The organism is Stenotrophomonas sp. (assembly GCF_059505245.1).
Window position 1 is genome coordinate 1 of sequence record NZ_JCACKF010000042.1, and the last position, 25,654, is coordinate 25,654.

Below are 25,654 nucleotides of genomic sequence, written 5' to 3' on the forward strand. Positions count from 1 at the left end.
CGCCGGGCTCTCGGCCCCCAAGGTGCCAGATCGGCAAGAGATAAGATCCACGCCACGCGTGGATGCCTTTGCAGAGTTGAGCCACGCGCGAACAGCAGCCGAGCATGGGCTCGGCTCCACATGGCGCCTGCTCAGCCCAATGCCGCGAGATGGGCGATGTAACTGGAGCGCGATTCACCCGCCGCTCTGGCCTGCGCATCCAGCCTCGCCAGGATCCGGCGTGGCAGGCTGATATTGACCCGCTCGATGGTGTCGTCCAGCAGAGCCGGATCAATGCAGATGTACGCAAGAATCCAACAGATGTCCTTGGATGCCTCGGCGGCGATCTTCTGCGGCGCGGAAGGTGTCGGAATCGAGCGCCCCTCATCCAGGGCCACATCAATCCAGGCGAGCGCCGCCTCTTCCGCCGCAGTGAGCGCATCATCAAGCGTGTCGGCCGCTGAGAAGCACCCCGGCAGATCTGGAACGACCACACCCCACGCGGTGCGCTCATCGCCTGCCTCGATCAAGACTGGATATCGCATGGGCCCTCCTACGTCAGTCCTGCGAGCTTCCGCAACGCCTGCACCAGCCCTTTCCCCAGATCCTTCCTTGGGTGAGGAACGGTGATGATGTGAGGGTGCTGCGAGTGCACGAATACATGATGGGATCCGCGGATCCGACGACAGATCCAACCTGCCGCTTCCAGTTCCCGGATGAGGTCCCTGCTCTTCATGCAGGGACGATACACATCGTACACACGCCCCGACAGAGTTCAAGGCGACAGTCGTTTCGGCAGAGTAGATCCACGCCATGCGTGGATGGAATCCCTATCGCGCGCCCGGCGCGAAGCGCGCCACCAGGTCCCAGGCATCCCCCAGGAACACCTGGCGAACGCGGGTGATCGGCTGTTCGCCACGCCAGGTCAGGCGTTCGATCACCAGGCAGGCGGTACCGGGCTTCACATCCAGCAGCCTGGCGGTGGCGGTATCTGCCCCCCAGGCACTGATGCGATGCTGGGCACGGGTCCACGACACGTTCTGCAGCAGCCAGCTGCCCGGGGCGGTGGTGCTGAAGTCGACCTCCAGTACCTCGGGTACGCCCACCGGGCTGATCAGGCGATGCTCCAGTGCCAGCGGTCGACCATCGGCCAGGTGCAGGCAGCGCATCGCCAGCAGGTTTTCCTGTCCGGCCAGCTCGACTTCACCGGCATTGCCGGCATCGGCAAGGCGCAGGTCGCGCTGCAGCAGGCGATAGGCGTACTGGTGGCCGCGCGAGCCAACCTCCATCGCGATATCGGGAATCTCCAGCGCCACCTGCTCCAGGTGCGGGGGCTGCCGCGCGACGAACGAACCGGCACGGCGGCGACGCTCGATCATGCCGCTCTCGGCCAGCGCGGTCAGCACCTTGTTCACCGTCATCCGCGAGCAGCCGTACTGCTCCATCAGCTCGTGTTCGTACGGAATACGAAAGCCCGGCGCCCATTCTCCGCTGAGGATGCGGCTTTCCAGATCGCTGCGGATACGCTGGTTGAGCGTGGCGGACTTGCTGGCCTTCACGTAATGGGGTCTCGGTGGCGGGAGGCGATCAGCCCAGCACGCCACGCAGGGCGGCGGTAAAGGCGGTGGTGATCGCCTCGCGCTGCAGGTGGCGGCCCTCGGCCACGCATTGGCGGCCATGGCGCCAGACCGATCGCAGCGCGCCATTACGTGCGGCGAACACCCAGCTGTCAAGCCATGCGTCATCCTGTCGCGCCTGCAGCGCCGGGTGTGCGGCGTCCAGTTCAACCAGGTCGGCACTGGCGCCGACCTGCAGGCCGGCGGCCACGCCCAGCGCCTGTGCGCCACCGTGCAGTGCACCTTCAAACAGGAAACGACCGCTGCTGCGGGTGGCATCCGGCGCCAGCACGTTGCGCCCGCGCAGGGTAAGCCGCTGGCCGTACTCGAGCAGGCGCAGTTCTTCGGCCGCGTCGATCAGCACATTGGAATCGGAGCCGACGCCGAAGCGCCCGCCTTCGCGCGCGAACGCCTGCATCGGGAACAGGCCGTCGCCCAGGTTGGCCTCGGTGATCGGGCACAGGCCGGCCACGGCCTGGCTGGCGACGATGGCCGCGCGCTCGTCATCAGTGATATGGGTGGCATGCACCAGGCACCAGCGCGCATCCACCGGCGCATGGTTGTACAGCCACTGCACCGGGCGCTGGCCGCTCCAGGCCAGGCAGGCCTCCACTTCGCGCACCTGCTCGGCGATATGGATGTGCACCGGGCCGTCGGTCAGCGGCAGCAACGCACTCAGTTCCTCGCCGGTGACCGCACGCAGGCTGTGCGGTGCGATGCCGAGCACCGCGTCGGGCAGCGCGGCCAAGGCCGGCTTGGCGGCCTCCAGCAGCTGCGCGAAGCCGTCCACGTCGTGGATCAGGCGCCGCTGCGCTGGATTCGGCGCCGCCCCGCCGAAATCGGCATGTGCATAGAACACCGGCAGCAGGGTCAAGCCAATGCCGGTCTGGTCGGCGGCGGCGGCGATCCCCGCACTCATCTCGGCGCGGTTGGTATACGGCCGGCCGTCGGCATCGTGGTGCAGGTAATGGAATTCGCCGACGCGGGTGAAGCCGCTTTCCAGCATTTCCATGTAGGCCTGGGCGGCAATGGCCTGCACCGCGTCTGGGCGCAGGTGGGCCAGGAAACGGTACATCAGCTCGCGCCAGCTCCAGAAGCTGTCACCGTCGACGCCGCCGATCTCGGTCAGCCCGGCCATGCCGCGCTGGAAGGCATGGCTGTGCAGGTTGGGCAGGCCCGGCACCAGGATGCCGACCCGGGTGTCGCCCGCCTGCGCGCCCTGCCCCGTGCTGATGGCCGCGATGCGACCGTTCTGCACCTGCAGGCGGACATCGCGGACCCAACCCTCGGCCAGCAGGGCGTGGGCGGCATGGAAACTGTGCGGGGAACGCGAATCGGACATGGCTGGACAACCCGAAATGGACGCCTATATTGTATAGACATATAAGCACAGCCGCGTTGTGGATGCCATGCACGTCGATACCCTCTGGTCCAACGTCCACCTGATCACCCTTGATGGCGAAGGGCTGGGTGTCATCCGCGATGGCGTCCTGGCCTGCGCCGACGGCCGCATCGTCCACGTCGGCGCGGCCGGCAGCGATGCCCACCTGCAGCCGACCACCCGCATCGACGGCGAAGGCCGCTGGATCTCGCCCGGCCTGATCGACTGCCACACCCACCTGGTCTACGCCGGCAACCGCGCCAATGAATTCGAGCAGCGCCTGCAGGGCGTCAGTTATGCCGAGATCGCCCGTGCCGGCGGCGGCATCGTCTCCACCGTGCGCGCCACCCGTGCTGCCACCCCGGAACAGCTGGCCAGCGAAAGCCGGCCGCGCCTGCTGGCGATGCGTGCCGAAGGCGTGACCACGATCGAGATCAAGTCCGGCTACGGCCTGACCCTGCCCGACGAACGCAAGCAGCTGCAGGTCGCACGCGCGCTGGGCGAGGAATGCCGGGTCAACGTGGTGACCACCTTCCTCGGCGCACACGCGGTTCCGCCAGGCCGCGAAGCACAGGAATACACCGACGAGGTGTGCAACGTGATGATTCCGGCCATCGCCGCCGAAGGCCTGGCCGAAGCGGTGGATGTGTTCTGCGAGAACATCGCCTTCTCGCCGGCGCAGGCGCGCCAGGTCTTTGAAGCGGCGCGCGCCAACGGGCTGTCGGTGAAGATCCACGCCGAGCAGCTGAGCAACCAGCATGGCGCCGAACTGGCGGCCCGCTTCGGGGCACTGTCGGCCGACCATATCGAACATCTGGACGATGCCGGCATCGCCGCGATGGCCGCTGCCGGTACCGTCGCCGTGCTGCTGCCCGGTGCCTTCTATTTCACCCGCGATACCACCCTGCCGCCGATCGCCGCGCTGCGTGCGGCCGGCGTACCGCTGGCGCTGGCCACCGACAGCAACCCGGGCACTTCGCCGCTGACCAGCCCACTGCTGGCGATGAACATGGGCGCCACCCTGTTCCGCCTGACCGTGGACGAGTGCATCGCCGGCTTCACCCGTGAAGCGGCGCGCGCACTGGGCCATGGCGAGCGCATCGGCCGCCTGGCGGTGGGCATGGACTGCGACCTGGCGATCTGGGACATCGATGCCCCCGCCGACCTGGTCTATCGCATTGGATTCAACCCGCTGCACGCGCGCGTGGTGCGCGGACAGCCCGACCTGCCTGCCTCCTGGAGCAACACATGAGCAACACCCTGGTTCTTCGCCCCGGCCATGTCACTCTCGCCCAGTGGCGGCAGGTCTATCGCGGTGCGCCGCTCGCACTGGACCCGGCCGCGCTGCCGGTGGTGCGCGCCAGTGCGGCGGCGGTGGCCGCCATCGTCGCCAAGGGCGCGCCGGTGTATGGCATCAATACCGGCTTCGGCAAGCTGGCCAGCGTGCGCATCGAGCGCGAAGACCTGGCCACCCTGCAGCGGAACATCGTGCTCTCGCATGCCGCCGGCGTGGGCGAGCCGATGCCGGCCAGCGTGGTGCGCCTGATGATGGCGCTGAAGCTGGTCAGCCTGGCGCAGGGTGCGTCAGGCATTCGCGAGGAGACCCTGCTGCTGCTGGAAGCGATGCTGGTCAAGGGCGTGCTGCCGGTGGTGCCCGCACAGGGCTCGGTGGGTGCCTCGGGTGACCTGGCGCCGCTCTCGCACCTGGCCAGCGTGATGCTGGGCGTAGGCGAAGCCTTCATCGGTGACGAGCGCCTACCGGCAGCCGACGCACTGGCACGTGCCGGCCTGCAGCCGATCGAACTGGGCGCGAAGGAAGGCCTGGCGCTGCTCAACGGCACGCAGTTCTCCACCGCCTATGCGCTGGCGGGCCTGTTCGAGATCGAGACCGTGTTCCAGGCCGCGCTGGTCACCGGCGCGCTGTCGGTGGAAGCGGCCAAGGGTTCCGACACGCCCTTCGACCCCCGCATCCACGCCATCCGCGGCCAGCGCGGGCAGATCGCCACCGCCGCCACCCTGCGCACGCTGATGCAGGGCTCGGACATCCGTGAATCGCACCGTGACAACGACGTGCGCGTGCAGGATCCCTACTGCCTGCGCTGCCAGCCGCAGGTGATGGGCGCGGCGCTGGACATCCTGCGCCAGGCCGCTACCACGCTGGAAATCGAAGCCAACGGCGTCTCTGACAATCCGCTGGTGTTCACCGATACCGGCGAAGCGTTGTCCGGTGGCAACTTCCACGCAGAGCCGGTGGCCTTCGCGGCCGACATGCTGGCGATGGCGGTGTGCGAGATCGGTTCGATCAGCGAGCGCCGCCTGGCGATGCTGGTGGACCCGGCGCTGTCCGGCCTGCCCGCCTTCCTGACCCCGCGCCCCGGTTTGAATTCCGGTTTCATGATTCCGCAGGTGACTGCCGCGGCGCTGGTCTCGGAAAACAAGCAGCGCGCCTACCCCGCCAGCGTTGACTCGATCCCGACCTCGGCAAATCAGGAAGACCATGTCTCGATGGCCGCGCACGGCGCGCGCCGGCTGATGCAGATGGCCGAGAACGCGGCCAACGTGATCGGCATCGAGCTGCTGGCCGCTGCGCAGGGCTGCGACTTCCACGCCCCGCTGCGCTCCAGCGCCGCGCTGGAAGCCGTGCGCGCCACCCTGCGTGCGCAGGTGCCGACGCTGGAAGAAGACCGCTACTTCCATCCGGACATGGTGACCGCCACGAATCTGGTGCGCAGTGGCGCGCTGGCGCAGGGCCTGACCGACCTGCTGCCAACCGTGGAACCGCAGGCATGAATACCCAACCCGAATGGCTGACGGTGCACGAAGGCGACGCCCCCCTCATCGTCAGCTTTCCGCATACCGGCAGCGAGCTGCCGCACGACCTGTTCGGCGACTACCACTCACCGTGGCTGGCCCGCCGCGACGCAGACTGGTGGGTACACGAACTGTACGACTTCGTGCGTGGCATGGGCGCGACCACGGTGCGCTCGGCGATTTCGCGTTCGGTAATCGACCTCAACCGCGATCCCAGCGGCGTCTCGCTGTACCCAGGCCAGAACACCACCGGCCTGTGCCCGCTGACCACCTTCGACAACCAGCCGCTGTACCATGCCGGGCGCGAACCGGACGAAGCGGAAATCGCCCGTCGCCGCGACACGTATTTCCTGCCTTACCACGATGCGCTGGCGGCGCAGATCACGCGCCTGCGCGCACGCCACGCTACCGTGGTGGTGTACGACGCGCACTCGATCCGCTCACACATCCCGCACCTGTTCGAAGGCGAGCTGCCGCAGTTCAACCTGGGTACCGCCGGCCCCTCCGGTGCACCGGACACCTCCTGCGACAACGCCTTGAGCGATGTGGTGGAGAACCTGCTGAAAATCAGCGGCATGAGCCAGGTGCGCAACGGCCGCTTCAAGGGCGGCTGGATCACCCGCCACTACAGCAACATCGCCGCCGGCGTGCACAGCCTGCAGATGGAACTTGCCTGCCGCGGCTACATGCACGAGCCGCTGCCCGACCAGGTGGACGAACACAGCTGGCCCACCCCGCTCGACCCCGCCCACGCCGCACCGCTGCGCCACACCCTGGCGCAGGTGCTCAACGCCTGCCTTGAATTCGCTACGAACCGGAGCGCCGCATGACCCGCAACGACCCGTCCCGCACCATTGCCGCGCCGACCGGCACCACGCTCAACGCCAAAAGCTGGCTGACCGAAGCGCCGCTGCGCATGCTGATGAACAACCTGCACCCGGACGTGGCCGAGCGCCCGCAGGAACTGGTGGTGTACGGCGGCATCGGCCGCGCCGCGCGCGACTGGGAAAGCTTCGATGCCATCGTCGAGACGCTCAAGCGCCTGGACGACGACCAGACCCTGCTGGTGCAGTCGGGCAAGCCGGTAGGCGTGTTCCGCACCCACGCCGACGCGCCGCGCGTGCTGATCGCCAATTCCAACCTGGTGCCGCGCTGGGCCAACTGGGACCACTTCAACGAGCTGGATAGGAAAGGCCTGGCCATGTACGGCCAGATGACCGCCGGCAGCTGGATCTACATCGGCGCGCAGGGCATCGTGCAGGGCACCTACGAGACCTTCGTGGAAATGGGGCGCCAGCATTTCGGCGGCGACCTGACCGGCAAGTGGCTGTTCACCGGTGGCCTCGGCGGCATGGGTGGTGCACAGCCGCTGGCTGCCGTGATGGCCGGCGCCTCCTGCCTGGCCGTCGAGTGCCGCAAGAGCAGCATCGACATGCGCCTGCGCACCGGCTACCTCGACACTTGGACCGATAATCTGGACGAAGCGCTGCGCCTGATCGACGAGTCGTGCAAGGCCGGCACGCCGAAGTCGGTGGGCCTGCTCGGCAATGTGGCTGACGTGCTGGCCGAACTGCTCAAGCGTGGCGTGAAGCCGGACCTGCTGACCGACCAGACCTCCGCGCACGACCCGGTGAACGGCTACCTGCCGCAGGGCTGGACGGTCGAACAGTGGGATGAGAAGCGCGCTTCCGCCCCCAAGGAAGTGGAGAAGGCCGCGCGTGCATCGATGGCCAACCACATCCGCGCCATGCTCGGCTTCCATGCGCTGGGCGTGCCCACCGTGGATTACGGCAACAACCTGCGGCAGATGGCGCTGGAAGAAGGTGTGTCCAATGCCTTCGATTTCCCGGGTTTCGTGCCGGCCTATATCCGTCCACTGTTCTGCCGCGGCATCGGCCCGTTCCGCTGGGCGGCACTGAGCGGTGATCCGGAAGACATCGCCAAGACCGATGCAAAGGTGAAGGAACTGATTCCGGACAACCCGCACCTGCACCGCTGGCTGGACATGGCCGCCGAGAAGATCAAGTTCCAGGGCCTGCCGGCGCGCATCTGCTGGGTCGGCCTGGGTGATCGTGATCGACTCGGCCTGGCCTTCAATGAAATGGTGGCCAACGGCGAACTGAAGGCACCGGTGGTGATCGGTCGTGACCATCTGGACAGCGGCAGCGTCGCTTCGCCGAACCGCGAAACCGAAGCGATGGCCGACGGCTCCGATGCGGTGTCCGACTGGCCGCTGCTGAACGCCCTGCTCAACACCGCCAGCGGCGCGACGTGGGTGTCGCTGCACCACGGTGGCGGCGTGGGCATGGGCTTCTCGCAGCACGCCGGCATGGTGATTGTCTGTGATGGCACCGAAGCGGCGGCGAAGCGGATTGGCCGCGTGCTGTGGAACGACCCGGCCACTGGCGTGATGCGCCATGCCGATGCGGGGTATGGCATCGCGATCGACTGCGCGAAGGAAAAGGGACTGGATCTGCCGGGGATCCTCGGCTGATCACGGAGGTGCCGGCCAGCGGCCGGCACTACCGGAATCCGGCGGCGGCGGCCGCGGGGCGGGTCGCCCCCATGCGGGAATCGGCGGCCGTGACCCGCGCGGCGGGCGTGGCCCACATGCGCCCCCCCCCCCCCCCCTCCCCCCCCCCCCCCCCCCCCCCCCCCAAACCACACCCCACAACCCTCTTTCCCTACACGACGCTCTTCCGATCTCCGGCTCTCCCCGATGCGGGAATCGGCGGCCTTGACCCGCTCGTCGGTCGTGACCAACATGCGCCATCACCGCTGATGGATCACCGCGATGTACCGCACGCTCGCTGCCGCATTGCTCTGCACGCTGTTTGCGATCCCGCCCGCTTCGGCGCGTGACGTCCCCACCACTCTCTCCACTCAGCTAGACGCCCAACTGCAGAGCAACCGCGAGCGCTACGGCATTGCCGGCCAGGCGGTACTGGTCGCACACAACGGCCAGGTGCTCTACCAGGGCGCCAGCGGTGAACGTGATCCCGCTGCCCATGCCCCTGCCACCGTCGAGACCATCTTCGCCGCGCAGTCGATGGCCAAGCTGCTGACCAGCACGCTGGTGATGCAACTGGTCGATCAGGGCAAGGTGGATCTGGATGCGCCGGCCAGCCGCTACGTGCCGGGCCTGCCGTTTGCATGGCAGGCGATCCACGTGCGTGATTTCCTCAACCACAGCTCCGGCATCGGCGAGTACTACGGCCGGGTGGATAACCGCTGGGTGAGCAAGGGCTACCCCGGTGTAGCGCCTGACCTTGGCGCGGCACTGAAGGTGGCCGGTGCGGCACCGATGCAGTTCGCCACCGGCAGCCGCGTGCAGTACACCCAGGCCAACTACCTGGTGCTGACAGCGCTGCTGGAAGCACACTACCGCACGCCCTACCCGGCCATCGCGCGCGAACGCATCCTGCAGCCATTGAAGATGACCAGCACGTCATGGGGCATCGCCAACGTGCCGGTCGAGCGCGCGGCGGTGCCGTACATCGGCAAGGATGGCGCGTTGCAACCGGCCAATGAAGATCCCTGGCCCAACTACGGCTGGGGGCATGCCGACCTGCAGACCACCGTGGGCGACATGAACCGTTTCCTGCAGGCGCTGGCGACCGGCAAGCTGGTGCGCACGGCGACCCTGGAAAAACTCTGGCAGCCGCAGAAGCTGAGCGGTGGCGGCAGCAATTTCTTCTCCACCGGTTGGGATACCACCCGCAGCGATGGCTACACCCAGGTCGGTCATGATGGCGGCACCCGCGTTCGTGCGCGGTTGGCCTACAAGGGCACGCTGGCCAACGGTTACTGGGTGTTCGTGTACCTGACCAATGGCAGCGCCCGCAATGTCTGGTCCAGCACGCTGGTGGAGAGCACGATGGCGGTGGTTGCGCCCGGGGAGTTTCCGCATGCGGTGTTGTCCGAGCGGCTGATCGGCTATGCGCTGGATGACAGCACCGATGCGAAACCGCAGATGCGTAGCTGGCTGCGCGACAGCAATGGCGTTCCCAACGGCGAACTGGAACGTGCGATCAACAGTGATGGCTATGCCATCCGCGAAAGCCTCGGTGCACGCAAGGCGCTGAAGGTGTTCGCGCTGAACACCGAGCTGTATCCGCAGTCCGCCAACACGTGGGACAGCCTGGCCGAGTGCCACGCTGCATTGGGGGAGAGGGAAGCGGCTGATCGGCTGTACGCGAAGGCCAAGAAGCTGGCGAAGCCCTCGCCATAAACCCTGCTGTAGAGCCGAGCCCGTGCTCGGCTGATCTTCGCCGCGATGGCAGACAACCCGCGCTGCGCGCGATTAGCCGAGCGTGGGCTCGGCTCTACAGGAACACGGCGGGCGGCCATACGCCGCCGGCGGGTGACGCGGCGCTGCCGACCTGTTAACTTGCGCGCCACTTTCGTGGTTTACAGCATTCCCGCATGTCGCTTCCGTCGTACCGCCCTCACCCGTCGCTGCTGTTCCTGGCTGTTTCCCTCGCCCTGGCTTCCACCGCCGCCGCCGCCCCACAGGCCACCACGCTGGACGCCGTACAGGTCACCGCCGCCGGTGCCAACGCGCAGGCGCGCGAAGCGCTGAAGCGCGTGCCGGGCGCCAGTAACGTCATCGACGTGGCCAAGGCCGACAGCCGCCTATCCACCAGTGAGGATGTGCTGGCCTATCAGCCGGGTATCAGCGCGCAGTCGCCGGGCAACGAAGGCACCAGGATCTCGATCCGTGGCTCGGGCATCAATCGTGGCCCGGGCGCGCACGCCTCGGGCATTGCGGTGTCGATCGACGGCCTGCCACTGACCGGCCCGGGCGGCACGCCCTACGAGCTGCTGGAACCACTGTGGCTGTCGCGCGTGGAAGTGCTGCGCGGCGCCAACGGCTTCGAGCGTGGCGCGCTGGCGCTGGGCGGTGCCATCGACTACGTCAGCCGCAGCGGTCGTGATTCGGCGGGCGTGCAGCTGCACTACGAAGCCGGCAGCCGTGGCTATCAGAAGCGCGGCATCAGCTGGGGCGGCGTCAGCGGTGATGTCGACTACTTCCTGGCCTACACCGATACCGAATTCGACGGTTACCAGCGTCATGCGCGCGGCGACGGCAAGGGCGCGATGGCCAACATCGGCTGGCAGATCACGCCCGACCTGCAGACGCGTTTCTTCGTGCGCTACCGCGAAACCAATCATGAAACGCCCGGTCGCCTGACCCGCGATCAGATCCGTAACGATCCGCGTGCCGCGAATGCGGCCAACCTGGCCATCGATGCGCGTCGCCCGCAGCCGGGCAGCACCTGGGTGGGCAACGCCACCACGCTGCAGATCGATGAGGACTCCTCGTTGCAGGCCGGGCTGGTCTATCACACGTACCCGATGGACTTGAACGAGAGCCTGTACCGGCAGCAGCTGGACTACGCCAACCTCAACGCCACGCTGGACTACCGCCATCGCCACCAGCTGTTCGGCCTGGACAGCGAAACCACGGTCGGCCTGCGCGCCACCCACGATCTGGACGCCGATGTGCGCGAGTCGCTGCGCTTTGCCAGCAACGGCTTCGCTGCCGGCACGCGCACGCGTGACTTCCGCCACCACGGCACCGACAGCACGCTGCACGTCAGCAATACCCTCGCCTTCAATGACCGCCTGCGCATGCAGACCGGGCTGGCGCTGATCAACACCCGTCGCGATGTGCAGGTGACCTGGCCGAGCAGCGGTGGCCGCCTGCGCGACCACGACTGGGACTACGCGCCGCGACTGGGCTTCACCTGGCAGCACAGCGCCCAGACCCAGTGGTTCGGCAACCTCAGCCGCTCGGTGGAGGCGCCGCACCCGTGGTCGATGATCTGGGGCTCGAACCAGTACTTCGGGCCAGGCAATGGCCCGTCTACCGGCCGCCAGCGCGCGCCGGTGCCGATGCAGAACCAGACCGCCACCACGCTGGAACTGGGCGCGCGCGGTGACGCGGCGCTGGGCCGCTGGGAACTGACCGGCTACTACGCGCACGTGAACCACGAACTGCTGAGCGTTGAACTGCAACCGGTGCCGAACCTGTTCATCGCCGAGAACAACGCCAGCCCCACCGTTCACCGCGGCATCGAGGCCGGATTGGACAGCACGCTGTGGCAGGCTGCACCGGGCCGGCTGTCGCTTCGCCAGGCCTATACCTTCAGCGATTTCCGCTACCGCCACGACGCGCGTTTCGGCAGCAACCGCCTGCCCGGCCTGCCGCGCCACGCCTACCAGGCCGAGCTGCGCTTCGATCATGCATCCGGCCTGTACGCTGCGCTCAATACCGAATACGCCTCGCGCATCGCCGTCGACTACGCCAACAGCTACTGGGCCGACAGCCATGTGATCTTCGGCAGCCGCATCGGCTACGACGCACCCGGTGGCCGCTGGCAGGCCTGGGTGGAGATGCGCAACATCGGCAACCGCCACTACGCCGCTACGGTCACGCCGGGTTACGACGACGCCGGCAAGGATGTCGCGCGCTCGACCCCGGGCGAAGGTCGTGGCGTCTATGCGGGCATGCGCTGGCGCTTTGACTGATTGCCGCAGGCGGCGCCGGGTGTGATCCGGCGCCGCCGTTCCAGTGTCAGCCGATACGCCAGGCCGGCAGGCGCTCGCTGCGCTTCCAGATGGAAGGCGCCAAGCCGATCAGCACCAGTGCCGCCAACCACTTCGGCGAGGTACTGAGCAGTGTCGAGGTGAGCGAGCCATCGGCGGGGGCGGCCATTTCCTGCCACGGGTTGTAGCCCAGGTAGACGACGCTGCCAGCCCACCACAGCAACGCCAGACCGACACCCACCAGCAGCAGGGCCAGCGTGCGGCAGGTCCAGCGCTGCGAGGTAGTGCCCCATTCCCGTGACGCCGCGGTCAGCAGGCCCACCACCAGCAGCGACACCAGTGCCACCAGGCCGATATCGACCTTGGTTCCAATGCGCTCATAGGTACAGGCGCGGCACTGCGCCTCTTCCGCGGCGGTGGCGGCTTCGGCGCCATCGGCCTGCCCGGTTGCGGGCTGCGCCAGGGCTGCAAACGGCAACAACGCCGCCAGCAGCGTCACCATGATCCAACGAAACAACGTCCTGTTCCTGCGTGCAGCGACATCCATGCGCTCTTCCTCGTCAGTGGTTGTGTGTCCCAGTGGGCGTCCGGCCATCCAGCGCCCCTGTTTCAGATGCAGTACGACAAGCTCCCGATAGGTGACACCGCCGGGACACGAATCCCGGCCGACCGCGATCATAGCCCACTGTTCAGTGCAGCTGAAAACGGGGCGGGTCCAGGCGATATGAAGGAGCCAACCGCACTCCCCCCCCTGGATGACCTGCAGCAGATGGCTCGCACCCGGCACGCATTCCTGCGCGAGCCAGCCCAGTACGGCGAAAAACAGCAGCAGGCCGAGCAGCGGCCAGATCGTATGCGACACGCATACCCGCCACCATCCCTGTTCCTGCATGCCCTGCATGCGAGGCGATGGGCTGCCACCGCCCACATCCTGCGACAGTCCCTTCAGTACGTTGCCCAGCGCCAGCGGATCCAGATCCACACCAGCAGCAGGAACACGCCATAGGCCAGCAACACGGCCATCGGGTAGCGAAGCAACATCGCGTCGATGCCGGCCAGGCGCAGCAGGTACGAGGCAAGGAATCCGGCCGCACCGGTCAGGGAGACGATCAGCGCCATCTGCAGGCGTGGCCAACCCCGCTGCTGCAGGTACCGGCGCGCACGCACGACTTCGCTGCCGTGGTTTACGGGCAATTTCAGTGGACTGCGTGAAAAATGGCGCGAGCGCTTCATGCCGCCGCGAGGGGGCGGGAGGCAGCGCGGCAAGGGACCTCGGGAACCTGATACTGCATGCGGACATCCTTGCCGGGCACGCGTAGGCGGTGGTGGACGGATTCCAGCGCGATGGGCCGTGGGTCCATCACCCACAGGCCGCACTGGCGCCGGCCTTGTACCCGCGCGCCGGCGGCTGGATCATGACTTTCCGCCACGAAAAAGTATGCTCTACGGCATGCACGTCTCCCAGCTCACCCGCTCCACCGCCCTCGTGATGTTCGTTCCAATGATTGGCCTCGCCGGTTGGGGTTCGTGGTTTGGTAGCCGCTGCATCAGCGATGGCTGCCTCGGCGTCCTGGTGGCATGGCTTGCCGCCGTGGCCACCTTTGCGGTGCAGGCGTTGCTGGTGCTCCCGACGCATGCCTGGGCCCTCAAGCGGCAGGGATCCCCCGCCTCCCGCAGCTACCTGCGTTGGTTGGGCGCGTCGGCCATCGCTGCCTTCCTGCCCATCGTGCTCGGCTGGGGCTATCTGATGATCTTCCGATGACCTGCTGCGCGTCTTCCGCACGCGGATAGCCGGATCAAGGACGCGCGGCCGCCTTCAGCAACTGCGCGGTCACCTGGTCGAACGGGGCGATGTCCTGCAGTGCGCGGCACATCGCCACTGCGCCTTCCACGCTGGCAATCACCAGGCTGGCCAGCTCGCCCGCCGCTGCGGGGGCGCGCCCTTCAGCGACGAACGCCGAGGCGAGGTGCCCCTGCCAGCGCGCGAACACTTCGGCAGCGGCAACGCGTGCCTGGCTGGGCACGGCCTCCACCGGCTCTTCCACTGCCGCGGCCAGCACCGGACAGCCCGCGCGGAATCCGGAACGCAGCAAGCGCTCACGCCACATCGCCAGGAACTGCTGCAGGCCCTGCACCGCCCCACCCTTCAGCAGCTCCACCAGCAGCGTTTCTACCTTGTCGCCAGCCATGTGGGTGGCGCGCGCCAGCAACTCCTGCTTGCCGCCGGGAAAGTGGTGATAGGTGGAGCCCAGCGGTGCCTCGGCCAGCTTGGTCACCTCACGGATGCTGGTGGCATTGAGACCCACGCGCGCCAGCATCTGTGCCGCAGCATCAATCACGCGTTGTGGCGCATCAGAGGGACGCGGGCTCACGGTGGGCTCCTTGCTAAGACAGTCGTCATAGATTAGCGTACCGGCGATTCTATAACAGTCGTCATAGCCATGAATCTCTGGTTCCGCCTGCTCCACCTGCTGCTGTGCAGCCTGTTCCGGCCGAAGCTGGAGGCCCCGTTCGGGGTCTCGCGCCTGCAGTTCCGGGTGCTGCCCAACGATCTGGACAGCAACCTGCACATGACCAACGGTCGCTACTGGAACATCTTCGACCTGGGCCGGCTGGACCTGATCCTGCGCATGGGCCTGGGCCGGGTGGCGCTGCGCGAGAAGTGGGCGCCCATCGTAGGCGCCGGCACCATCCAGTTCCGTCGCGAGCTGAAGCCGTTCCAGCGCTTCACCCTGGAAACGCGCCTGGTGGGCTGGGTCGGCTCGCGCGGCATCATGGAGCAGCGCGTGCTGATCGGGCCCGAGCAGAAGATCGCCACGCGCGCGCTGCTGGTCACCGGCATCTACGACCGGCGTGCGCGGCAGTTCCTGGGCATGCCGAAGATGATGGAAGCGATCGGCGTGGTCGCCCCGCCGTCGCCGCCGCTCAGTGCGGCCGCCGAAGCGTTGCTGGCCGCCGATGCGGCGTTGAAGCAGGACGACGCCTGAGCTTCAGGGGGCCGCCACCGGCACCGCGTGCGGTTCGCGCGACACGACCTGGGTGCGCCCTCCCACGTGCAGCACGTACTCGAAGGACTGCCGCATGCGGCTGTATGCGCCGCCATCCGGCACGCCGTAGTTGGCACCCACGCTGAGGGTATGCCGGCCCGGCGGCAACGGCTTGAGCATTACCCAGTAGCCGTCGGCGGCGGCCAGCCGAGAGTGTTCGTCGTCGGCATCCATGCGGAAGCAGCCTTCGCTGCGGACCCGATGCCTGCGCATGTCGCCCAGTGGCTGGCCGTCCAGCAGCACCACCGCGCTGATCAGGTAATCGTTGTTGACCGCCGCCCCCGCCTGCAGCTCCTTGCAGGACACAGCCTCATCCACCTGGTAGTGCGCCATGTTGATGATCGGCAGCAACAGGTACTTGCCAGCCGGCACCACGCATTCGCGATGTGGCCGGAAACGGCCATTGGTGCCGGCCAGGTTCCAGACCGGGCCTTCCTGGCCCAGATCACACACACGGCCATCCGGGTCGAGATAGGGCGCGCCGCCCTGGCCGTCGGCCCAGCGCCACCAGCGGGCGGTCCATTCGGCCAATGAAACGCCGCCCACCGGTTCACGCGTCAGCGGCGAAGGCACCGCCGTGTCTGCACTGAACGCCGGCACGGCGGCCAGCAGCAAGGCCATCGTTGCGCCACTGCGGCAAAGCCATCCCTGGATTCCCTTCCGCATCACCCACCCCATCGTCCCTGGCGGCCACGCGGCGTGGCCAGCTTCGGCGCCACTGTACCTTGGCGGGCTGGATCCTGTGCAGTGCGGGTACTGTGCCTACTCCAGCGCCATTGCGCGCTTGACCGCCGCCTCGGCCAACGGCGCCATCACCGCATAGCCCTTCGCCGTGGGATGCACGCCGTCGTCGGCCAGCTGCGGATCCAGCCCTCCGGCGGCATTGGCCATCGGCGTGTAGTAGTCCAGATAGACCAGCTGCTTCGCATCGGCATAGCGCTTCAATGCCGCGTTCAATGCGCGCACCTTGGGCGCAGGTGCCGTGCCCGGCAACCACGGGTAATCGCTGACCGGCAGCACCGATGCCAGCACCACGGCAATGCCATGTGCACGAGCCAGGTCCACCATCGCGTGCAGGTTGTCTTCGATCATCGCCTGCGTGGACGGGCCGGTGTTGCCGGCGATGTCGTTGGTGCCAGCCAGGATCACCACCACCCGCGGCTTGAGTGCCAGCACGTCCTGCGGGAAACGCACCAGCATCTGCGCCGTGGTCTGGCCGCTGATCCCGCGATTGAGCCAACCCTTGCCGGGAAAGAACGTCGCGCTGCCCTCCCTGCCCCAGCCTTCGGTGATCGAGTCACCGAAGAGCACCACGCGTGGTTGCCCCGGTACGGCGGCAGGCAGTCGCGCGTTGGCATCGCGGTAACGCTGCAGTTCCGGCCAATCGGCCAGGCGCTGCTGCATGAAGCGCACCTCGTCCGGGCGCAGTCGCTCGACAGGTTCCACCAACAACGGGTTGACGGCGGGCACGTCGGCCGCCATCCCATGGGCGCTCATCGCGCTACCGAGGGCAACCGCGGCCAGGCCAGCGGACAAGGAACGCATGGGGTCTCTCCGTTGAATGTCTGCGCCAGTCTAGCGCGCGGCCCCGCGCTCAGCGTGCCGCCGACCGCGCCGCCACGCCGGTCACCTTGGCCGGCATCCACATGCCTGGCGTCCAGCCACTGGCGGCCAGGATCGCCTTCGGGTTGTCCTGCTGGATCAGCGCACGCACCGCGTCACGCTTGTCCTTGGCCTGCAGGTAATAGGCCTTGGCGATGCGATAGCCCACCCAGTAGCCCAGATCATAGGGTTCCTGCGAACCGGGCTTGTAGTTGTACAGCCACGGCGACAGATCGGTGCTGTCCACATCCAGTGCGAAGGCGCTTTCGATATGTACTTCCCGGCCACGGGTCCAGGCCGCGTGGCGACCGTTGCCGACATTGCCGGAAATCAGCTCGCCGATGAACTCGGCGATGCCTTCGCCCAGTGAAACACGCAGCACCGTCGCATGCGGGTCGCCTGGCTCGACGTCGGTCAGGCCGGTCTGCTGGATGTGCACGTACTCGTGCGCGATCACGTGCACGAAGCGGTCCTGCACATTGGGATTCATGAAATCGGCTGCGCACAGCGCTTCCAGGCCGATGATCACCCCGCTCTTGGAGGTCAACCCGACCGGTCGGCCGCGGCCGACCGCGATGGTCACAGGCGGAAACGCGGCCTGCGGATAGATCGCCTGCAGGTTGCCGAACACCTGCACCAGGCGCTGCTTCACCGCCGGCAGCTCTGCAAGGCAACCGCGTCCCTGCGCATACACCCCGGGCTGGCTGGCAATGGCCTCGGCCATACGCTCGGGCGTGACCCGGCGCGCCTTCGCCAGTTCACCCAGGCCCGGACTGCCTTCGGCCAGGTAACCGGCCAGCTGGGCGATGCTGGGCTTGCCGCCGGTGCTGTCGTAGAGCGCGTAGAAGCGGCTGGCATCGGTGGTGAGGATCTGCGGCCCCGGCGGGGTTCCCGCCGACGCCACGCCGACCGCCCCGGCACAGGCCAGGGCAAGCAGGCAACGCAGGAAACTGGACATCGCTCCGTCCTTGGTGGAGTGCATGCGAAGCGCGCAATCTACCACTCCGCCCCGGCCACCGCAGCGGGCACATGCAGGCCCTTCGGGGCTGTGCCAGACTCACTCAGGCACCTGCCATGGATGATGGAGCACCGCACGATGATGATCGTTCCCGCGTACTGGGCCGAAGCCCGCCTGCAGGCCCGTTTCCGTGGCCGGCCGATGGTCGTGCGCCGCTTCGGCTGGTCCGACGAGGGGCCTGCCCAAGCCCAGGCCCACGCCGACGCACGTGCCCATGAAGCCCTCAACGCCATCATCGCCGGGCAGGTGCTGCCGCGTCGTGAAGTGCGCAGCAACTACGGTGTGGAGGGCGTGCCGATCCGCGAGCAGATCGTACAGCGCGATGGCGATGTCATCATCACCCGCAACAGCTATGGCGCGCTGTGCCTCAACAGCCCCGACGTGCTGTTCGCCGACATCGACCATGCGCAGCCACCGGCTGGATGCGTGATACCGGCCATCGTCGCTGCGCTCGTGCTGCTTGCCGGCGCCGTCATCGGCACCGTGCTCTGGCATTGGCTGGTGGGCCTGGTACTGGGCGTGGTGGCAGTGCTGCTGGTCAACGCGGCACTGCTGATGCGGCGGAAGCAGCGCCTGGCCGCTGCCGGCGGTGCTGAAGGGCTTGCGCTGAAGCGCGTGGACGCCTTCAGCGAGCAGCATCCCGATTGGCATCTGCGCGTCTACCGCACCCCGGCGGGGCTGCGCGTGCTGGCGATGCATGCCACGTTCTCACCCGAGGACGAGCAGCTCCAGTCATTCTTCAAGGCACTGGGCACCGACACCCTGTACGCGCGCATGTGCCGGCTGCAGCATTGCTTCCGTGCCCGACTGACACCGAAGCCGTGGCGCGTCGGCCTGCGTTATCGCATCAGGCCACCGGTGGCTGCGTGGTCAGCCGAACAGGCCAACAACCCGGACCGGTTGGCCTGGATTGCCGATTACGAAAAGAAGAGTGCCGGCTTCGCCGCCTGCGCCTACCTGCGCAGCTTCGGTGATACCACCCGGGTGCATGCCAAGGCCGAGCATGTGCGTGACCTGCATGACCGGCTGTCACGCGCCCAGGATCGCCTACCGCTGGCGTGAGAGTGGCAGGCGCTCAATCAGCGCCCTGCACGAACGGCTGCCCTGCCAAGGTAGTGCCCAGCTGCACCGCGATCTGCTGCCCGCCCTTCTCGAAGGTTGTCGCGCACTGCGTTCCGCCCTTCTGGCATCCGACTTCCGGAAAGCCCTCAAGTGACTCGGGGGCGCCCTGTGCCGGACTCGCCTGCCAACCTGCCGCATCCAGCAGGCGCTTGGCCTTGGCATAGGGCATGCCGGCGACGATGCCCAATTGCGTCAGCTCAGCAGGAAACGACTGGGCATGGGCCGTTGAAACCAGGGCCAACGACAACGTTGCAGCAAGAAGAATGGCTTTCATCGCAGTGACCTGAAACGAGCTATCAGGTTCAGCCTAGATCATTTGCGTGGCGTGCGAATGTGCCGGTAACACGTCGTTACCGAGTCTCCACAGTTGATTTCAGAGCACCTCAATCCGCTTACAGGCCAGTGGCAGCCGAGCATGGGTTCGGCTCTACAGAATGCAGGAAGGCCGCTCTGAGGCGGCCTTCCTGTTCCTTCACTTGGCGTTCTTCACGTAGGTATCGAACCAGTTCAGCATTTCCGCCACCAACTGTTCGTTCGATTCCAGCGCGGTGTACCAGTGGGGCTCGTTCGGCAGCATCACCAGCCGGGTGGTGCCGCCGTTGCCGCGGATCGCCTGGTACAGCTTGCGCGACTGGAACGGCTCGGTGCCCGGGTTGGCGTCGTCCTCGCCGTGGACCAGCAGCAGCGGCAGCTTGATCTTGTCGGCATAGAAGAACGGCGAGGCCTTCAGGTACACGTCCTGCGCCTGCCACACCGAGCGACGCTCGTTCTGGAAGCCGAACGGGGTAAAGGTCTTGTTGTACGAACCGCTGGTCGCCACACCGGCCTTGAACAGCTTGGTGTGCGCGATCAGGTTGGCGGTCATCAGGCCGCCGTGGCTGTGGCCGGTCACGCCGATGCGGTTGCGGTCAACCACGCCCATGTCCACGGCCTTGTCCACCGCCGCCTTGGCGTCGGCTTCCAGCTGCTCCAGGTAGGTGTCGTAGGCGTTCTTCGGATCGCCCACGATCGGGAACGAGGCGTTGTCGATGATCGCGTAGCCGGCCAGCAGCATCAGGCGGTACGGCTGCAGGCGGGTGAAGGTCTGCTGCGAACCGGACACCTGCCCCGCCTGCGCGGCGTTGGCGAAGTCGGCCGGATAGGCGTACAGGATCGCCGGCACGCGCTGGCCTTCCTTGTAGCCCGGCGGCGTGTACAGGGTGAACGACAGGTCCACGCCGTCGGCGCGCTTGTAGGTCACCAGCTGCTTCTTGATCTGGCGCACTTCCGGTGTCGGGTCGACCAGCTTGGTCAGTGCGGTCGCGGTGGACGCGAACTGCGCCTCGCCGGCCTTCGCATCAGCCACCGCCTCACCCTGCTGGCGGACGAAGGCATTCGGCGGATCGATCACCGACTGATGCCAGGTCAGGTAGCGGCCCGGCATGTTGCTGAAACCGAGGAACTGTTCGTAGGCGTCTGCACTGCTGCGGAACAGGCGCTCGCTCTTCAACGTGCCCAGGTCGAGGCGGTCGAGGAACGGACGGTCGCCCTGCGGCGAGGCACCACGGCCGCTGAGGAACACATGGTTGCCCTCACGGCGCACCACCTGCGCGCCATTCGGCAGGCGGGTGAAGACCAGGTTGCCGGGGTTGCCGTACAGCTCATCGCTGGACATGTCCCACAGCAGGCGGCCTTCCTTCTTCGGCTGGTCCACATCGACGATGCGGGTCTGCATCCAGTGACGATTCTCGTCGTTCTCGTACTGGAAGGCCACGGCCGGATCGGCGGTCCACGCGAAGCCTTCGAAGCGCTGCGCGGTGCGGGTGATTTCGGTCGGCTTGCCGTTGAACGGCGCCTTCAGCATCAGTACGCGATCGCGATGCGGCACGTTGACCTTCCAGTCGCCCTTGTCCAGCGCTTCGGCGTAGACCAGGGTAGCCGGATCGGTGGCGCGCCAGTCGAAACCGCGCGGGCCTTCCGGCACGCCGTGCACCGGCACGCGGTCGGCCAGCGGCAGGCTGGCGATCGGCGTGCTGCGGCCACTGCTGATATCCAGCACGGCCACGTCGTTGGCGAAACGCTGGTAGGTCACCGCGTGCGAATACGGTGCCTTGATCGATTCAGTCAGCACGTGCACGCCATCGGGCGCGGCGCTGACTTCGTTGAACAGTGCCGGCTGCCCGACCGGGCGCACGCTGCCTGCGGCGGTATCTACCACGGCCAACTGCGAGGCACCGTAGTAAGCGAACAGCTTTTCGTCGTGCACGCTGGTCAGCGTGTCGCGGGCCTCATAGGTGCTGCTCTCGCCACTGCTGCCCAGCGACTCCTGCGCATCCGGGCCGGTCGGCACGCCACCGTCGGACGGCGCCGGGCCCTGGTTGGCCGGGACCAGCTTCACCAGCAGGTTCTGGCTGCCGCCCAGCCACTGCACGGTGTTGCCGAAGATGGGGTTCAACTGCACGTTCGGCACCTGCTTCACCTGGCCGGTGGACGCATCGCCCACCCACAGCTGCACGCTGGTATCGACCGCATTCTGGAAGGCGAAGTGGCTGCCATCGGCCGACCACAGCGCGCCGGTGGCGCAGCCCTGCGGCAGGTTGACCTTGGTCTCCTTGCCACTGCCGATGTCGACCAGGGTGAAGTCGGCCACGCAGGCCGGAATGCCGTAGCCACCCGGGGTGTCATGGCGGCTGCGGTTCTTCGGCTCCAGCCGCACGCCGGCCAGCTTCAGGTAGGGCTGGGCCACGCGGCTGATCGAGGGGTAGGTCTGCGCGGTGGTCAGCAGCAGGCGCTGGCCGCCCGGGGCCACGTTCGGCGCCGGCGGTGGCGGTGCCTTCAGCACCTTGAGCAGGTGTTCCGGCGGCTTGGCGTAGTCGGCCAAGGCCGGGCCAGCGGCCAACAGGCCGACGGTGGCAACGGCAACAGCCGCCGCCAGAGAGGTTCGACGGATCAGCATCCTTATCCCCTGGGTGTGAATGGGTACCCGGAATCGGGCATGGACCCGAATCTAGCACCGCGGGGGATGGGGTGAATGGGCCGGAAGGGCTAGAGGCCGGATGGGGCAAAGTGGGACACGCCCGGAGAGGCCGGCGATGGACCGGCATCTGCCAGGCGTGGTCTGTCGTCACTGCTGGGCGTGCAGGTCCCAGGCGGTCAGGTAATCGGGGTCGACCACGATCATGCCACTGTTCCGCATGCGGTATTCGCCTGGCTCGGCCCGCTGGTACTGGTCGAGCATGGGCGGCAGGTAGCGCTCATGGCCATCGTCTTCGTCGGCCAGCACCACGCCTTCGTCGGCGCTGATGCGCAGCACGGTGCCCGCGTACTGCTCCAGACCCTGCACTTGGCCGTCGCCACCATAGCGGGTGACACCCACCAGCACGACCTTGCCGATCATTTCCTCGGCCTTGGCATCGTCCAGTGGGGGCAGCATGGCATTGAATTCGTCGTTCATCGGTGCACCTCCAAAGCCTGTGGGGATAGCGTGGGTTCGGCGGTCCCACGCTGCCAGCGTCGACGGCAACGCAGGAATCTCTCTCGGGGCGCAAGTAGCTGGATCGCAGGCCCGACCGGGCAACGCGGGGGTGCGATGGGTGAAAGGTGTCTGGAACTTGGCTGGAACTGCGGCGGATGGCCATCTGCGCCGATGGCGTGACCGTGTCAGGTCAAGATCAACACCACGCGTTGCGTTGCATACACGGTGAAGCGTGACAGCTGCACTGTAGTGGCATGAGCGCCTCCTGTTGAAGGTCACACGCGGGTGCGTTGCTCCGTTGGAACGAATGCTGCCACTCCACGCGGAAGGAACAAGTGAAGATTGCAGGCGACCTGCAACAAGCGGTTCGCGCGGTACCCGTTCATTAAGCTGGCGCCCCGCTCTGCTGCGGCACGCCTGCCTTGGCAGGACGCTAGAATGCGTCCATGCGCACCGTACATGCCCTCCGCTACATCACCCCGTTACGGGAAGGCGGCTCCCTGCCCGCCGTGGTCGAGACCGACGACGACGGCATGGCCGTGCTGAAATTCCGTGGAGCCGGCCAAGGCCCGAAGGCGTTGATCGCCGAGCTGATCGCCGGCGAGATGGCACGCACGCTGGGCCTGCCGATTCCGGAAATCCTGTTCGTCGAGCTGGACCGCGAGTTCGCCCGCACCGAGCCCGACCCGGAAATCCAGGAGCTGATCCGCGCCAGCGAGGGCCTGAACCTGGGCCTGGACTATCTGCCCGGTGCGATCAATTACGACCCGGCCGCGATGCCTGTGGATGCCGAGCTGGCCTCGCGCATCGTCTGGTTCGATGCATTCACCAGCAACGTCGATCGCACCACCCGCAACCCCAACCTGATGGTATGGCATCGCAAGCTGTACCTGATCGACCACGGTGCGGCCATGTACTTCCACCACGACTGGGCCAGCGCCGGCGATGCCTGCGAGAAGCCGTTCGTGCTGATCCGCGACCACGTGCTGCTGTCGTTCGCCAGCCGCATTGCCGAGGTGGACGCAGAACTGGCTGCGTGCCTGACCGATGCCGAAATCGAGCGCATCGTTGGCCTGGTGCCGGACAGCTGGCTGGTGGACGAACCGGCGTTCGACAGCCCACAGGCCTATCGCCAGGGCTACATCGACTATCTCAAGCACCGCCTGAAAGTGCGTGCAGTGTTCGTGCAGGAGGCCATCCGTGCCCACGCTGCACACGTATGACTATGCGGTCATCCGCGTCGTGCCGCGGGTGGAACGCGAGGAATTCATCAACGTCGGGGTGATCGTCTCCTGCCCGGGCGCGCGCCATCTGGAGGCGGCCATCGAAATCGATCCTGAGCGCCTGCGTGCCTTCGCGCCGGCGCTGGACCAGGACGCGCTGCAGCCATGGCTGGATGCAATCGTGGCCATCTGCCGTGGCGACGCCAGCGCCGGACCCATCGCAAAGCTGCCCGCGCGCGCCCGCTTTCATTTCCTCACCGCCAAGCGCAGCTCGGTTGTGCAGATGTCGAGCACGCATGTCGGCCGCACTGCGGACCCGGCGGGTGTGGTGGAACACTTGATGACGAAGATGGTGCGGGTACCGGAATGAACGGCACCTGCCGCGTTCACAGTGGCAACCTTCGCGCGATGTAGTTGACCACATTACCGATCGCATCCGGATCGACATTGGCCAGGCCAACGATCACGTAGCCCTGCGCCGGCAGCACCACGATGGCACTGTTCGATCCGGGCGCACCGCCTTCGTGGCCGTACTGATGCTCCCTGCCCTCGCCCTGAACCACGAAACCAAAGCCATACCAGCCCTTGTGGTTCTGCGCCGTGGTGGCCTGCTGCAGCAATGCAGGTGAAACCAGCTTCCCGCCTTGCAGTGCCTCGGCGAATTTCACCATATCGGCCACTGTGCTGTAGCCACCACCGGCCGACATGCCGCGCCAGGGCAGCGACTTCGTTTCACGGACCCATTGCCCATCGTGCTTCGTGTAAGCGACGGCACGCTTTGGAACGCTCGCTGTTTCCGGCTCGAAGCCGGTGCCGGTCATGCCCGCCGGGTGCAGGATGTGCTCCTCCAGATATGCGTAGTACGACTGCCCCGATATCGCCTCGATGATGCGTCCCAATACGATGAAGCCATAGTTGGAGTAGCTGTCCTGGCTGCCGGGCGTGAACTGCGGCGCATCCCTGGCGAAGCGCTGCACGTAGTCATCCAGCGTCTTCAGGGACGCGGAATACTGTTCGAAATCATCGCCAAAGAAGTCCCCCAGGCCACTGGTATGTGACAGCAACTCGCGCACGGTCACGCTGCTGGCGACAGCCTTGTTCGGAAAGTCCGGCAAGTGCTTGCCGATCGTGTCATCGAGACTGAGCCTGCCATCCTGCACCAGCTGCAGGATGGCCACGGCGGTGAACATCTTGTTGGAGGACGCAAGGCGGAACTGCGTCTCCACGCCCACTGCAATTCCAGTGCTGCGATCGGCATCACCACCGCGCCAGTCCAGCAGCACCTTCCCATTCTGTGCCACCTGCAACGCGCCCGACAGCGCGTCCTGTGCCCGCAGCGCCTCCAGCCTTGCTGTGACGTCGGCCATCAGGGCAGGCAATGCAACCCGTGCCGGCTTGTGCTTGTCCGGCGTTTCAGTGCCCTCGATCTGGAACTGCATCAGGTGCGACGGATTGGCCGGGTCCATGACGGCGGTCACCCACATCGCGCGTTCGTTCATCTGGCCCATCACCAGCAGCTTCGCTTGGCCGGGTGCACTCTCGGTTGATTCGAGTACGCGCAAGGGGCCTGTGCTTTCGCGGAACTCGAGATAGTCCTTGGGACCGCTGCCTTGCTTCTTCGCGTATCTATCGGCGAATGCCTGCAACCCCTCGAGGCTGCCCGCATTGAAGGCCGCAAGCCAGTCACCGATGGCGTCCTGCGCACGCGGATGTGCACGCACGCTGGAGGGGGCGCCCACTGCCGGAACAGCCCAAAGCGTCATCAGCACCGAACAGGCCAGTACTTTGCAGAGCAGCAGGCATCCAACAGCCTTCATGGCAGTTCCTTTGCGGGTATCCCTGGGCGCAT

General features: G+C 66.8%; 25 protein-coding genes. 11 read left to right on the forward strand and 14 right to left on the reverse strand.

Annotated elements, in window-relative coordinates; genetic code table 11:
* Positions 1 to 131 precede the first annotated feature (131 nt).
* The 4 genes from AC5JLE_RS15745 to AC5JLE_RS15760 form a co-directional block, all read right to left on the reverse strand.
* Positions 132 to 524, reverse strand: coding sequence for a type II toxin-antitoxin system HicB family antitoxin (locus AC5JLE_RS15745; RefSeq protein WP_046431440.1), 393 nt, complete (start codon positions 522 to 524; stop codon positions 132 to 134).
* Positions 525 to 532: 8 nt separating this feature from the next.
* Positions 533 to 715: a type II toxin-antitoxin system HicA family toxin gene (locus AC5JLE_RS15750; protein ID WP_080053039.1), complete on the reverse strand. Its 183-nt coding sequence runs from the start codon at positions 713 to 715 to the stop codon at positions 533 to 535.
* Positions 716 to 809: 94 nt separating this feature from the next.
* Positions 810 to 1,538, reverse strand: a complete 729-nt coding sequence (gene hutC, locus AC5JLE_RS15755) for a histidine utilization transcriptional repressor HutC (protein WP_033835268.1) — start codon at positions 1,536 to 1,538, stop codon at positions 810 to 812.
* 28 nt (positions 1,539 to 1,566) lie between these two features.
* On the reverse strand, positions 1,567 to 2,937 hold the full coding sequence (locus tag AC5JLE_RS15760; protein ID WP_197562109.1) for a formimidoylglutamate deiminase: 1,371 nt from the start codon (positions 2,935 to 2,937) through the stop codon (positions 1,567 to 1,569).
* Positions 2,938 to 3,004: 67 nt separating this feature from the next.
* Between AC5JLE_RS15760 and hutI the strand changes: the two genes are divergently transcribed.
* The 6 genes from hutI to AC5JLE_RS15790 all read left to right on the forward strand — a co-directional run bounded on the left by hutI (position 3,005) and on the right by AC5JLE_RS15790 (position 12,321).
* Complete coding sequence (gene hutI, locus AC5JLE_RS15765) at positions 3,005 to 4,228, forward strand: imidazolonepropionase (RefSeq protein ID WP_049407859.1); 1,224 nt, start codon at positions 3,005 to 3,007, stop codon at positions 4,226 to 4,228.
* Complete coding sequence (gene hutH / locus AC5JLE_RS15770; protein ID WP_049407853.1) at positions 4,225 to 5,766, forward strand: histidine ammonia-lyase; 1,542 nt, start codon at positions 4,225 to 4,227, stop codon at positions 5,764 to 5,766. The genes hutI and hutH overlap by 4 nt, the downstream gene beginning before the upstream one ends.
* Entirely contained in the window at positions 5,763 to 6,617 is an 855-nt protein-coding gene (hutG, locus tag AC5JLE_RS15775) for an N-formylglutamate deformylase (RefSeq protein WP_496065453.1), read from the forward strand. Before hutH ends, hutG begins: the two co-directional genes overlap by 4 nt.
* Positions 6,614 to 8,281 (forward strand): urocanate hydratase, encoded by a 1,668-nt coding sequence (gene hutU, locus AC5JLE_RS15780; RefSeq protein WP_496065454.1) that lies wholly within the window; start codon positions 6,614 to 6,616, stop codon positions 8,279 to 8,281. The genes hutG and hutU overlap by 4 nt, the downstream gene beginning before the upstream one ends.
* Positions 8,282 to 8,581: 300 nt before the next feature.
* A complete protein-coding gene (locus AC5JLE_RS15785; protein ID WP_496065455.1) occupies positions 8,582 to 10,018 on the forward strand; it encodes a serine hydrolase domain-containing protein in 1,437 nt (478 codons plus the stop codon).
* A 194-nt stretch (positions 10,019 to 10,212) separates the two neighbouring features.
* The gene (locus tag AC5JLE_RS15790) at positions 10,213 to 12,321 is read left to right on the forward strand and encodes a TonB-dependent receptor family protein (protein WP_496065456.1); all 2,109 of its coding nucleotides are present in this window, start codon (positions 10,213 to 10,215) and stop codon (positions 12,319 to 12,321) included.
* 46 nt (positions 12,322 to 12,367) lie between these two features.
* Here AC5JLE_RS15790 and AC5JLE_RS15795 read toward each other — a convergent pair whose 3' ends face one another.
* On the reverse strand, positions 12,368 to 13,240 hold the full coding sequence (locus AC5JLE_RS15795; RefSeq protein ID WP_401735255.1) for a hypothetical protein: 873 nt from the start codon (positions 13,238 to 13,240) through the stop codon (positions 12,368 to 12,370).
* A gap of 44 nt (positions 13,241 to 13,284) precedes the next feature.
* On the reverse strand, positions 13,285 to 13,533 hold the full coding sequence (locus tag AC5JLE_RS15800; RefSeq protein WP_075076613.1) for a hypothetical protein: 249 nt from the start codon (positions 13,531 to 13,533) through the stop codon (positions 13,285 to 13,287).
* A gap of 244 nt (positions 13,534 to 13,777) precedes the next feature.
* On the opposite strand from AC5JLE_RS15800, the gene AC5JLE_RS15805 reads away from it, so the two are divergent.
* Positions 13,778 to 14,101, forward strand: a complete 324-nt coding sequence (locus AC5JLE_RS15805; protein ID WP_075076612.1) for a hypothetical protein — start codon at positions 13,778 to 13,780, stop codon at positions 14,099 to 14,101.
* 34 nt (positions 14,102 to 14,135) lie between these two features.
* On the opposite strand, the gene AC5JLE_RS15810 is transcribed toward AC5JLE_RS15805, so the two are convergent.
* The gene (locus AC5JLE_RS15810; protein ID WP_401735264.1) at positions 14,136 to 14,711 is read right to left on the reverse strand and encodes a TetR/AcrR family transcriptional regulator; all 576 of its coding nucleotides are present in this window, start codon (positions 14,709 to 14,711) and stop codon (positions 14,136 to 14,138) included.
* 69 nt (positions 14,712 to 14,780) lie between these two features.
* Here AC5JLE_RS15810 and AC5JLE_RS15815 point away from each other — a divergent pair, with 69 nt between their 5' ends.
* A complete protein-coding gene (locus tag AC5JLE_RS15815) occupies positions 14,781 to 15,326 on the forward strand; it encodes a thioesterase family protein (protein WP_049397600.1) in 546 nt (181 codons plus the stop codon).
* A 3-nt stretch (positions 15,327 to 15,329) separates the two neighbouring features.
* On the opposite strand, the gene AC5JLE_RS15820 is transcribed toward AC5JLE_RS15815, so the two are convergent.
* The 3 genes from AC5JLE_RS15820 to AC5JLE_RS15830 all read right to left on the reverse strand — a co-directional run bounded on the left by AC5JLE_RS15820 (position 15,330) and on the right by AC5JLE_RS15830 (position 17,946).
* Positions 15,330 to 16,007, reverse strand: coding sequence for a hypothetical protein (locus tag AC5JLE_RS15820; RefSeq protein ID WP_014647635.1), 678 nt, complete (start codon positions 16,005 to 16,007; stop codon positions 15,330 to 15,332).
* A 141-nt stretch (positions 16,008 to 16,148) separates the two neighbouring features.
* Positions 16,149 to 16,931, reverse strand: coding sequence for an SGNH/GDSL hydrolase family protein (locus AC5JLE_RS15825; protein WP_014647636.1), 783 nt, complete (start codon positions 16,929 to 16,931; stop codon positions 16,149 to 16,151).
* Between the two features lie 49 nt (positions 16,932 to 16,980).
* Positions 16,981 to 17,946, reverse strand: a complete 966-nt coding sequence (locus tag AC5JLE_RS15830) for a DUF2268 domain-containing putative Zn-dependent protease (RefSeq protein WP_100450303.1) — start codon at positions 17,944 to 17,946, stop codon at positions 16,981 to 16,983.
* 138 nt (positions 17,947 to 18,084) lie between these two features.
* Between AC5JLE_RS15830 and AC5JLE_RS15835 the strand changes: the two genes are divergently transcribed.
* On the forward strand, positions 18,085 to 19,068 hold the full coding sequence (locus tag AC5JLE_RS15835) for a hypothetical protein (protein ID WP_496065457.1): 984 nt from the start codon (positions 18,085 to 18,087) through the stop codon (positions 19,066 to 19,068).
* Positions 19,069 to 19,081: 13 nt separating this feature from the next.
* Here AC5JLE_RS15835 and AC5JLE_RS15840 read toward each other — a convergent pair whose 3' ends face one another.
* The 3 genes from AC5JLE_RS15840 to AC5JLE_RS15850 all read right to left on the reverse strand — a co-directional run bounded on the left by AC5JLE_RS15840 (position 19,082) and on the right by AC5JLE_RS15850 (position 22,561).
* Positions 19,082 to 19,402: a hypothetical protein gene (locus AC5JLE_RS15840; RefSeq protein WP_032962012.1), complete on the reverse strand. Its 321-nt coding sequence runs from the start codon at positions 19,400 to 19,402 to the stop codon at positions 19,082 to 19,084.
* Positions 19,403 to 19,600: 198 nt separating this feature from the next.
* Positions 19,601 to 22,063, reverse strand: a complete 2,463-nt coding sequence (locus AC5JLE_RS15845; RefSeq protein ID WP_496065458.1) for a S9 family peptidase — start codon at positions 22,061 to 22,063, stop codon at positions 19,601 to 19,603.
* Between the two features lie 168 nt (positions 22,064 to 22,231).
* Positions 22,232 to 22,561, reverse strand: a complete 330-nt coding sequence (locus AC5JLE_RS15850; protein WP_014647641.1) for a hypothetical protein — start codon at positions 22,559 to 22,561, stop codon at positions 22,232 to 22,234.
* A 467-nt stretch (positions 22,562 to 23,028) separates the two neighbouring features.
* Here AC5JLE_RS15850 and AC5JLE_RS15855 point away from each other — a divergent pair, with 467 nt between their 5' ends.
* Positions 23,029 to 23,805 (forward strand): HipA family kinase, encoded by a 777-nt coding sequence (locus AC5JLE_RS15855; RefSeq protein ID WP_046431494.1) that lies wholly within the window; start codon positions 23,029 to 23,031, stop codon positions 23,803 to 23,805.
* Positions 23,783 to 24,175, forward strand: coding sequence for a DUF3037 domain-containing protein (locus AC5JLE_RS15860; protein WP_014647643.1), 393 nt, complete (start codon positions 23,783 to 23,785; stop codon positions 24,173 to 24,175). The genes AC5JLE_RS15855 and AC5JLE_RS15860 overlap by 23 nt, the downstream gene beginning before the upstream one ends.
* 16 nt (positions 24,176 to 24,191) lie before the next feature.
* Here the strand turns inward: AC5JLE_RS15860 and AC5JLE_RS15865 are convergent, their stop codons facing one another.
* Positions 24,192 to 25,622, reverse strand: a complete 1,431-nt coding sequence (locus tag AC5JLE_RS15865) for a serine hydrolase domain-containing protein (RefSeq protein ID WP_496065459.1) — start codon at positions 25,620 to 25,622, stop codon at positions 24,192 to 24,194.
* Positions 25,623 to 25,654 lie beyond the last annotated feature (32 nt).

Excerpts from the sequence above, each read along its gene's own strand:
- AC5JLE_RS15745 (WP_046431440.1), bottom strand. The coding sequence starts at position 524 with ATGCGATATCCAGTCTTGATCGAGGCAGGCGATGAGCGCACCGCGTGG.
- AC5JLE_RS15750 (WP_080053039.1), bottom strand. The coding sequence starts at position 715 with ATGAAGAGCAGGGACCTCATCCGGGAACTGGAAGCGGCAGGTTGGATC.
- AC5JLE_RS15760 (WP_197562109.1), bottom strand. The coding sequence starts at position 2,937 with ATGTCCGATTCGCGTTCCCCGCACAGTTTCCATGCCGCCCACGCCCTG.
- hutI (WP_049407859.1), top strand. The coding sequence starts at position 3,005 with ATGCACGTCGATACCCTCTGGTCCAACGTCCACCTGATCACCCTTGAT.
- hutH (WP_049407853.1), top strand. The coding sequence starts at position 4,225 with ATGAGCAACACCCTGGTTCTTCGCCCCGGCCATGTCACTCTCGCCCAG.
- hutG (WP_496065453.1), top strand. The coding sequence starts at position 5,763 with ATGAATACCCAACCCGAATGGCTGACGGTGCACGAAGGCGACGCCCCC.
- hutU (WP_496065454.1), top strand. The coding sequence starts at position 6,614 with ATGACCCGCAACGACCCGTCCCGCACCATTGCCGCGCCGACCGGCACC.
- AC5JLE_RS15785 (WP_496065455.1), top strand. The coding sequence starts at position 8,582 with ATGTACCGCACGCTCGCTGCCGCATTGCTCTGCACGCTGTTTGCGATC.
- AC5JLE_RS15790 (WP_496065456.1), top strand. The coding sequence starts at position 10,213 with ATGTCGCTTCCGTCGTACCGCCCTCACCCGTCGCTGCTGTTCCTGGCT.
- AC5JLE_RS15795 (WP_401735255.1), bottom strand. The coding sequence starts at position 13,240 with ATGCAGGGCATGCAGGAACAGGGATGGTGGCGGGTATGCGTGTCGCAT.
- AC5JLE_RS15805 (WP_075076612.1), top strand. The coding sequence starts at position 13,778 with ATGCTCTACGGCATGCACGTCTCCCAGCTCACCCGCTCCACCGCCCTC.
- AC5JLE_RS15815 (WP_049397600.1), top strand. The coding sequence starts at position 14,781 with ATGAATCTCTGGTTCCGCCTGCTCCACCTGCTGCTGTGCAGCCTGTTC.
- AC5JLE_RS15820 (WP_014647635.1), bottom strand. The coding sequence starts at position 16,007 with ATGGCCTTGCTGCTGGCCGCCGTGCCGGCGTTCAGTGCAGACACGGCG.
- AC5JLE_RS15825 (WP_014647636.1), bottom strand. The coding sequence starts at position 16,931 with ATGCGTTCCTTGTCCGCTGGCCTGGCCGCGGTTGCCCTCGGTAGCGCG.
- AC5JLE_RS15830 (WP_100450303.1), bottom strand. The coding sequence starts at position 17,946 with ATGTCCAGTTTCCTGCGTTGCCTGCTTGCCCTGGCCTGTGCCGGGGCG.
- AC5JLE_RS15835 (WP_496065457.1), top strand. The coding sequence starts at position 18,085 with ATGATGATCGTTCCCGCGTACTGGGCCGAAGCCCGCCTGCAGGCCCGT.
- AC5JLE_RS15840 (WP_032962012.1), bottom strand. The coding sequence starts at position 19,402 with ATGAAAGCCATTCTTCTTGCTGCAACGTTGTCGTTGGCCCTGGTTTCA.
- AC5JLE_RS15845 (WP_496065458.1), bottom strand. The coding sequence starts at position 22,063 with ATGCTGATCCGTCGAACCTCTCTGGCGGCGGCTGTTGCCGTTGCCACC.
- AC5JLE_RS15850 (WP_014647641.1), bottom strand. The coding sequence starts at position 22,561 with ATGAACGACGAATTCAATGCCATGCTGCCCCCACTGGACGATGCCAAG.
- AC5JLE_RS15855 (WP_046431494.1), top strand. The coding sequence starts at position 23,029 with ATGCGCACCGTACATGCCCTCCGCTACATCACCCCGTTACGGGAAGGC.
- AC5JLE_RS15865 (WP_496065459.1), bottom strand. The coding sequence starts at position 25,622 with ATGAAGGCTGTTGGATGCCTGCTGCTCTGCAAAGTACTGGCCTGTTCG.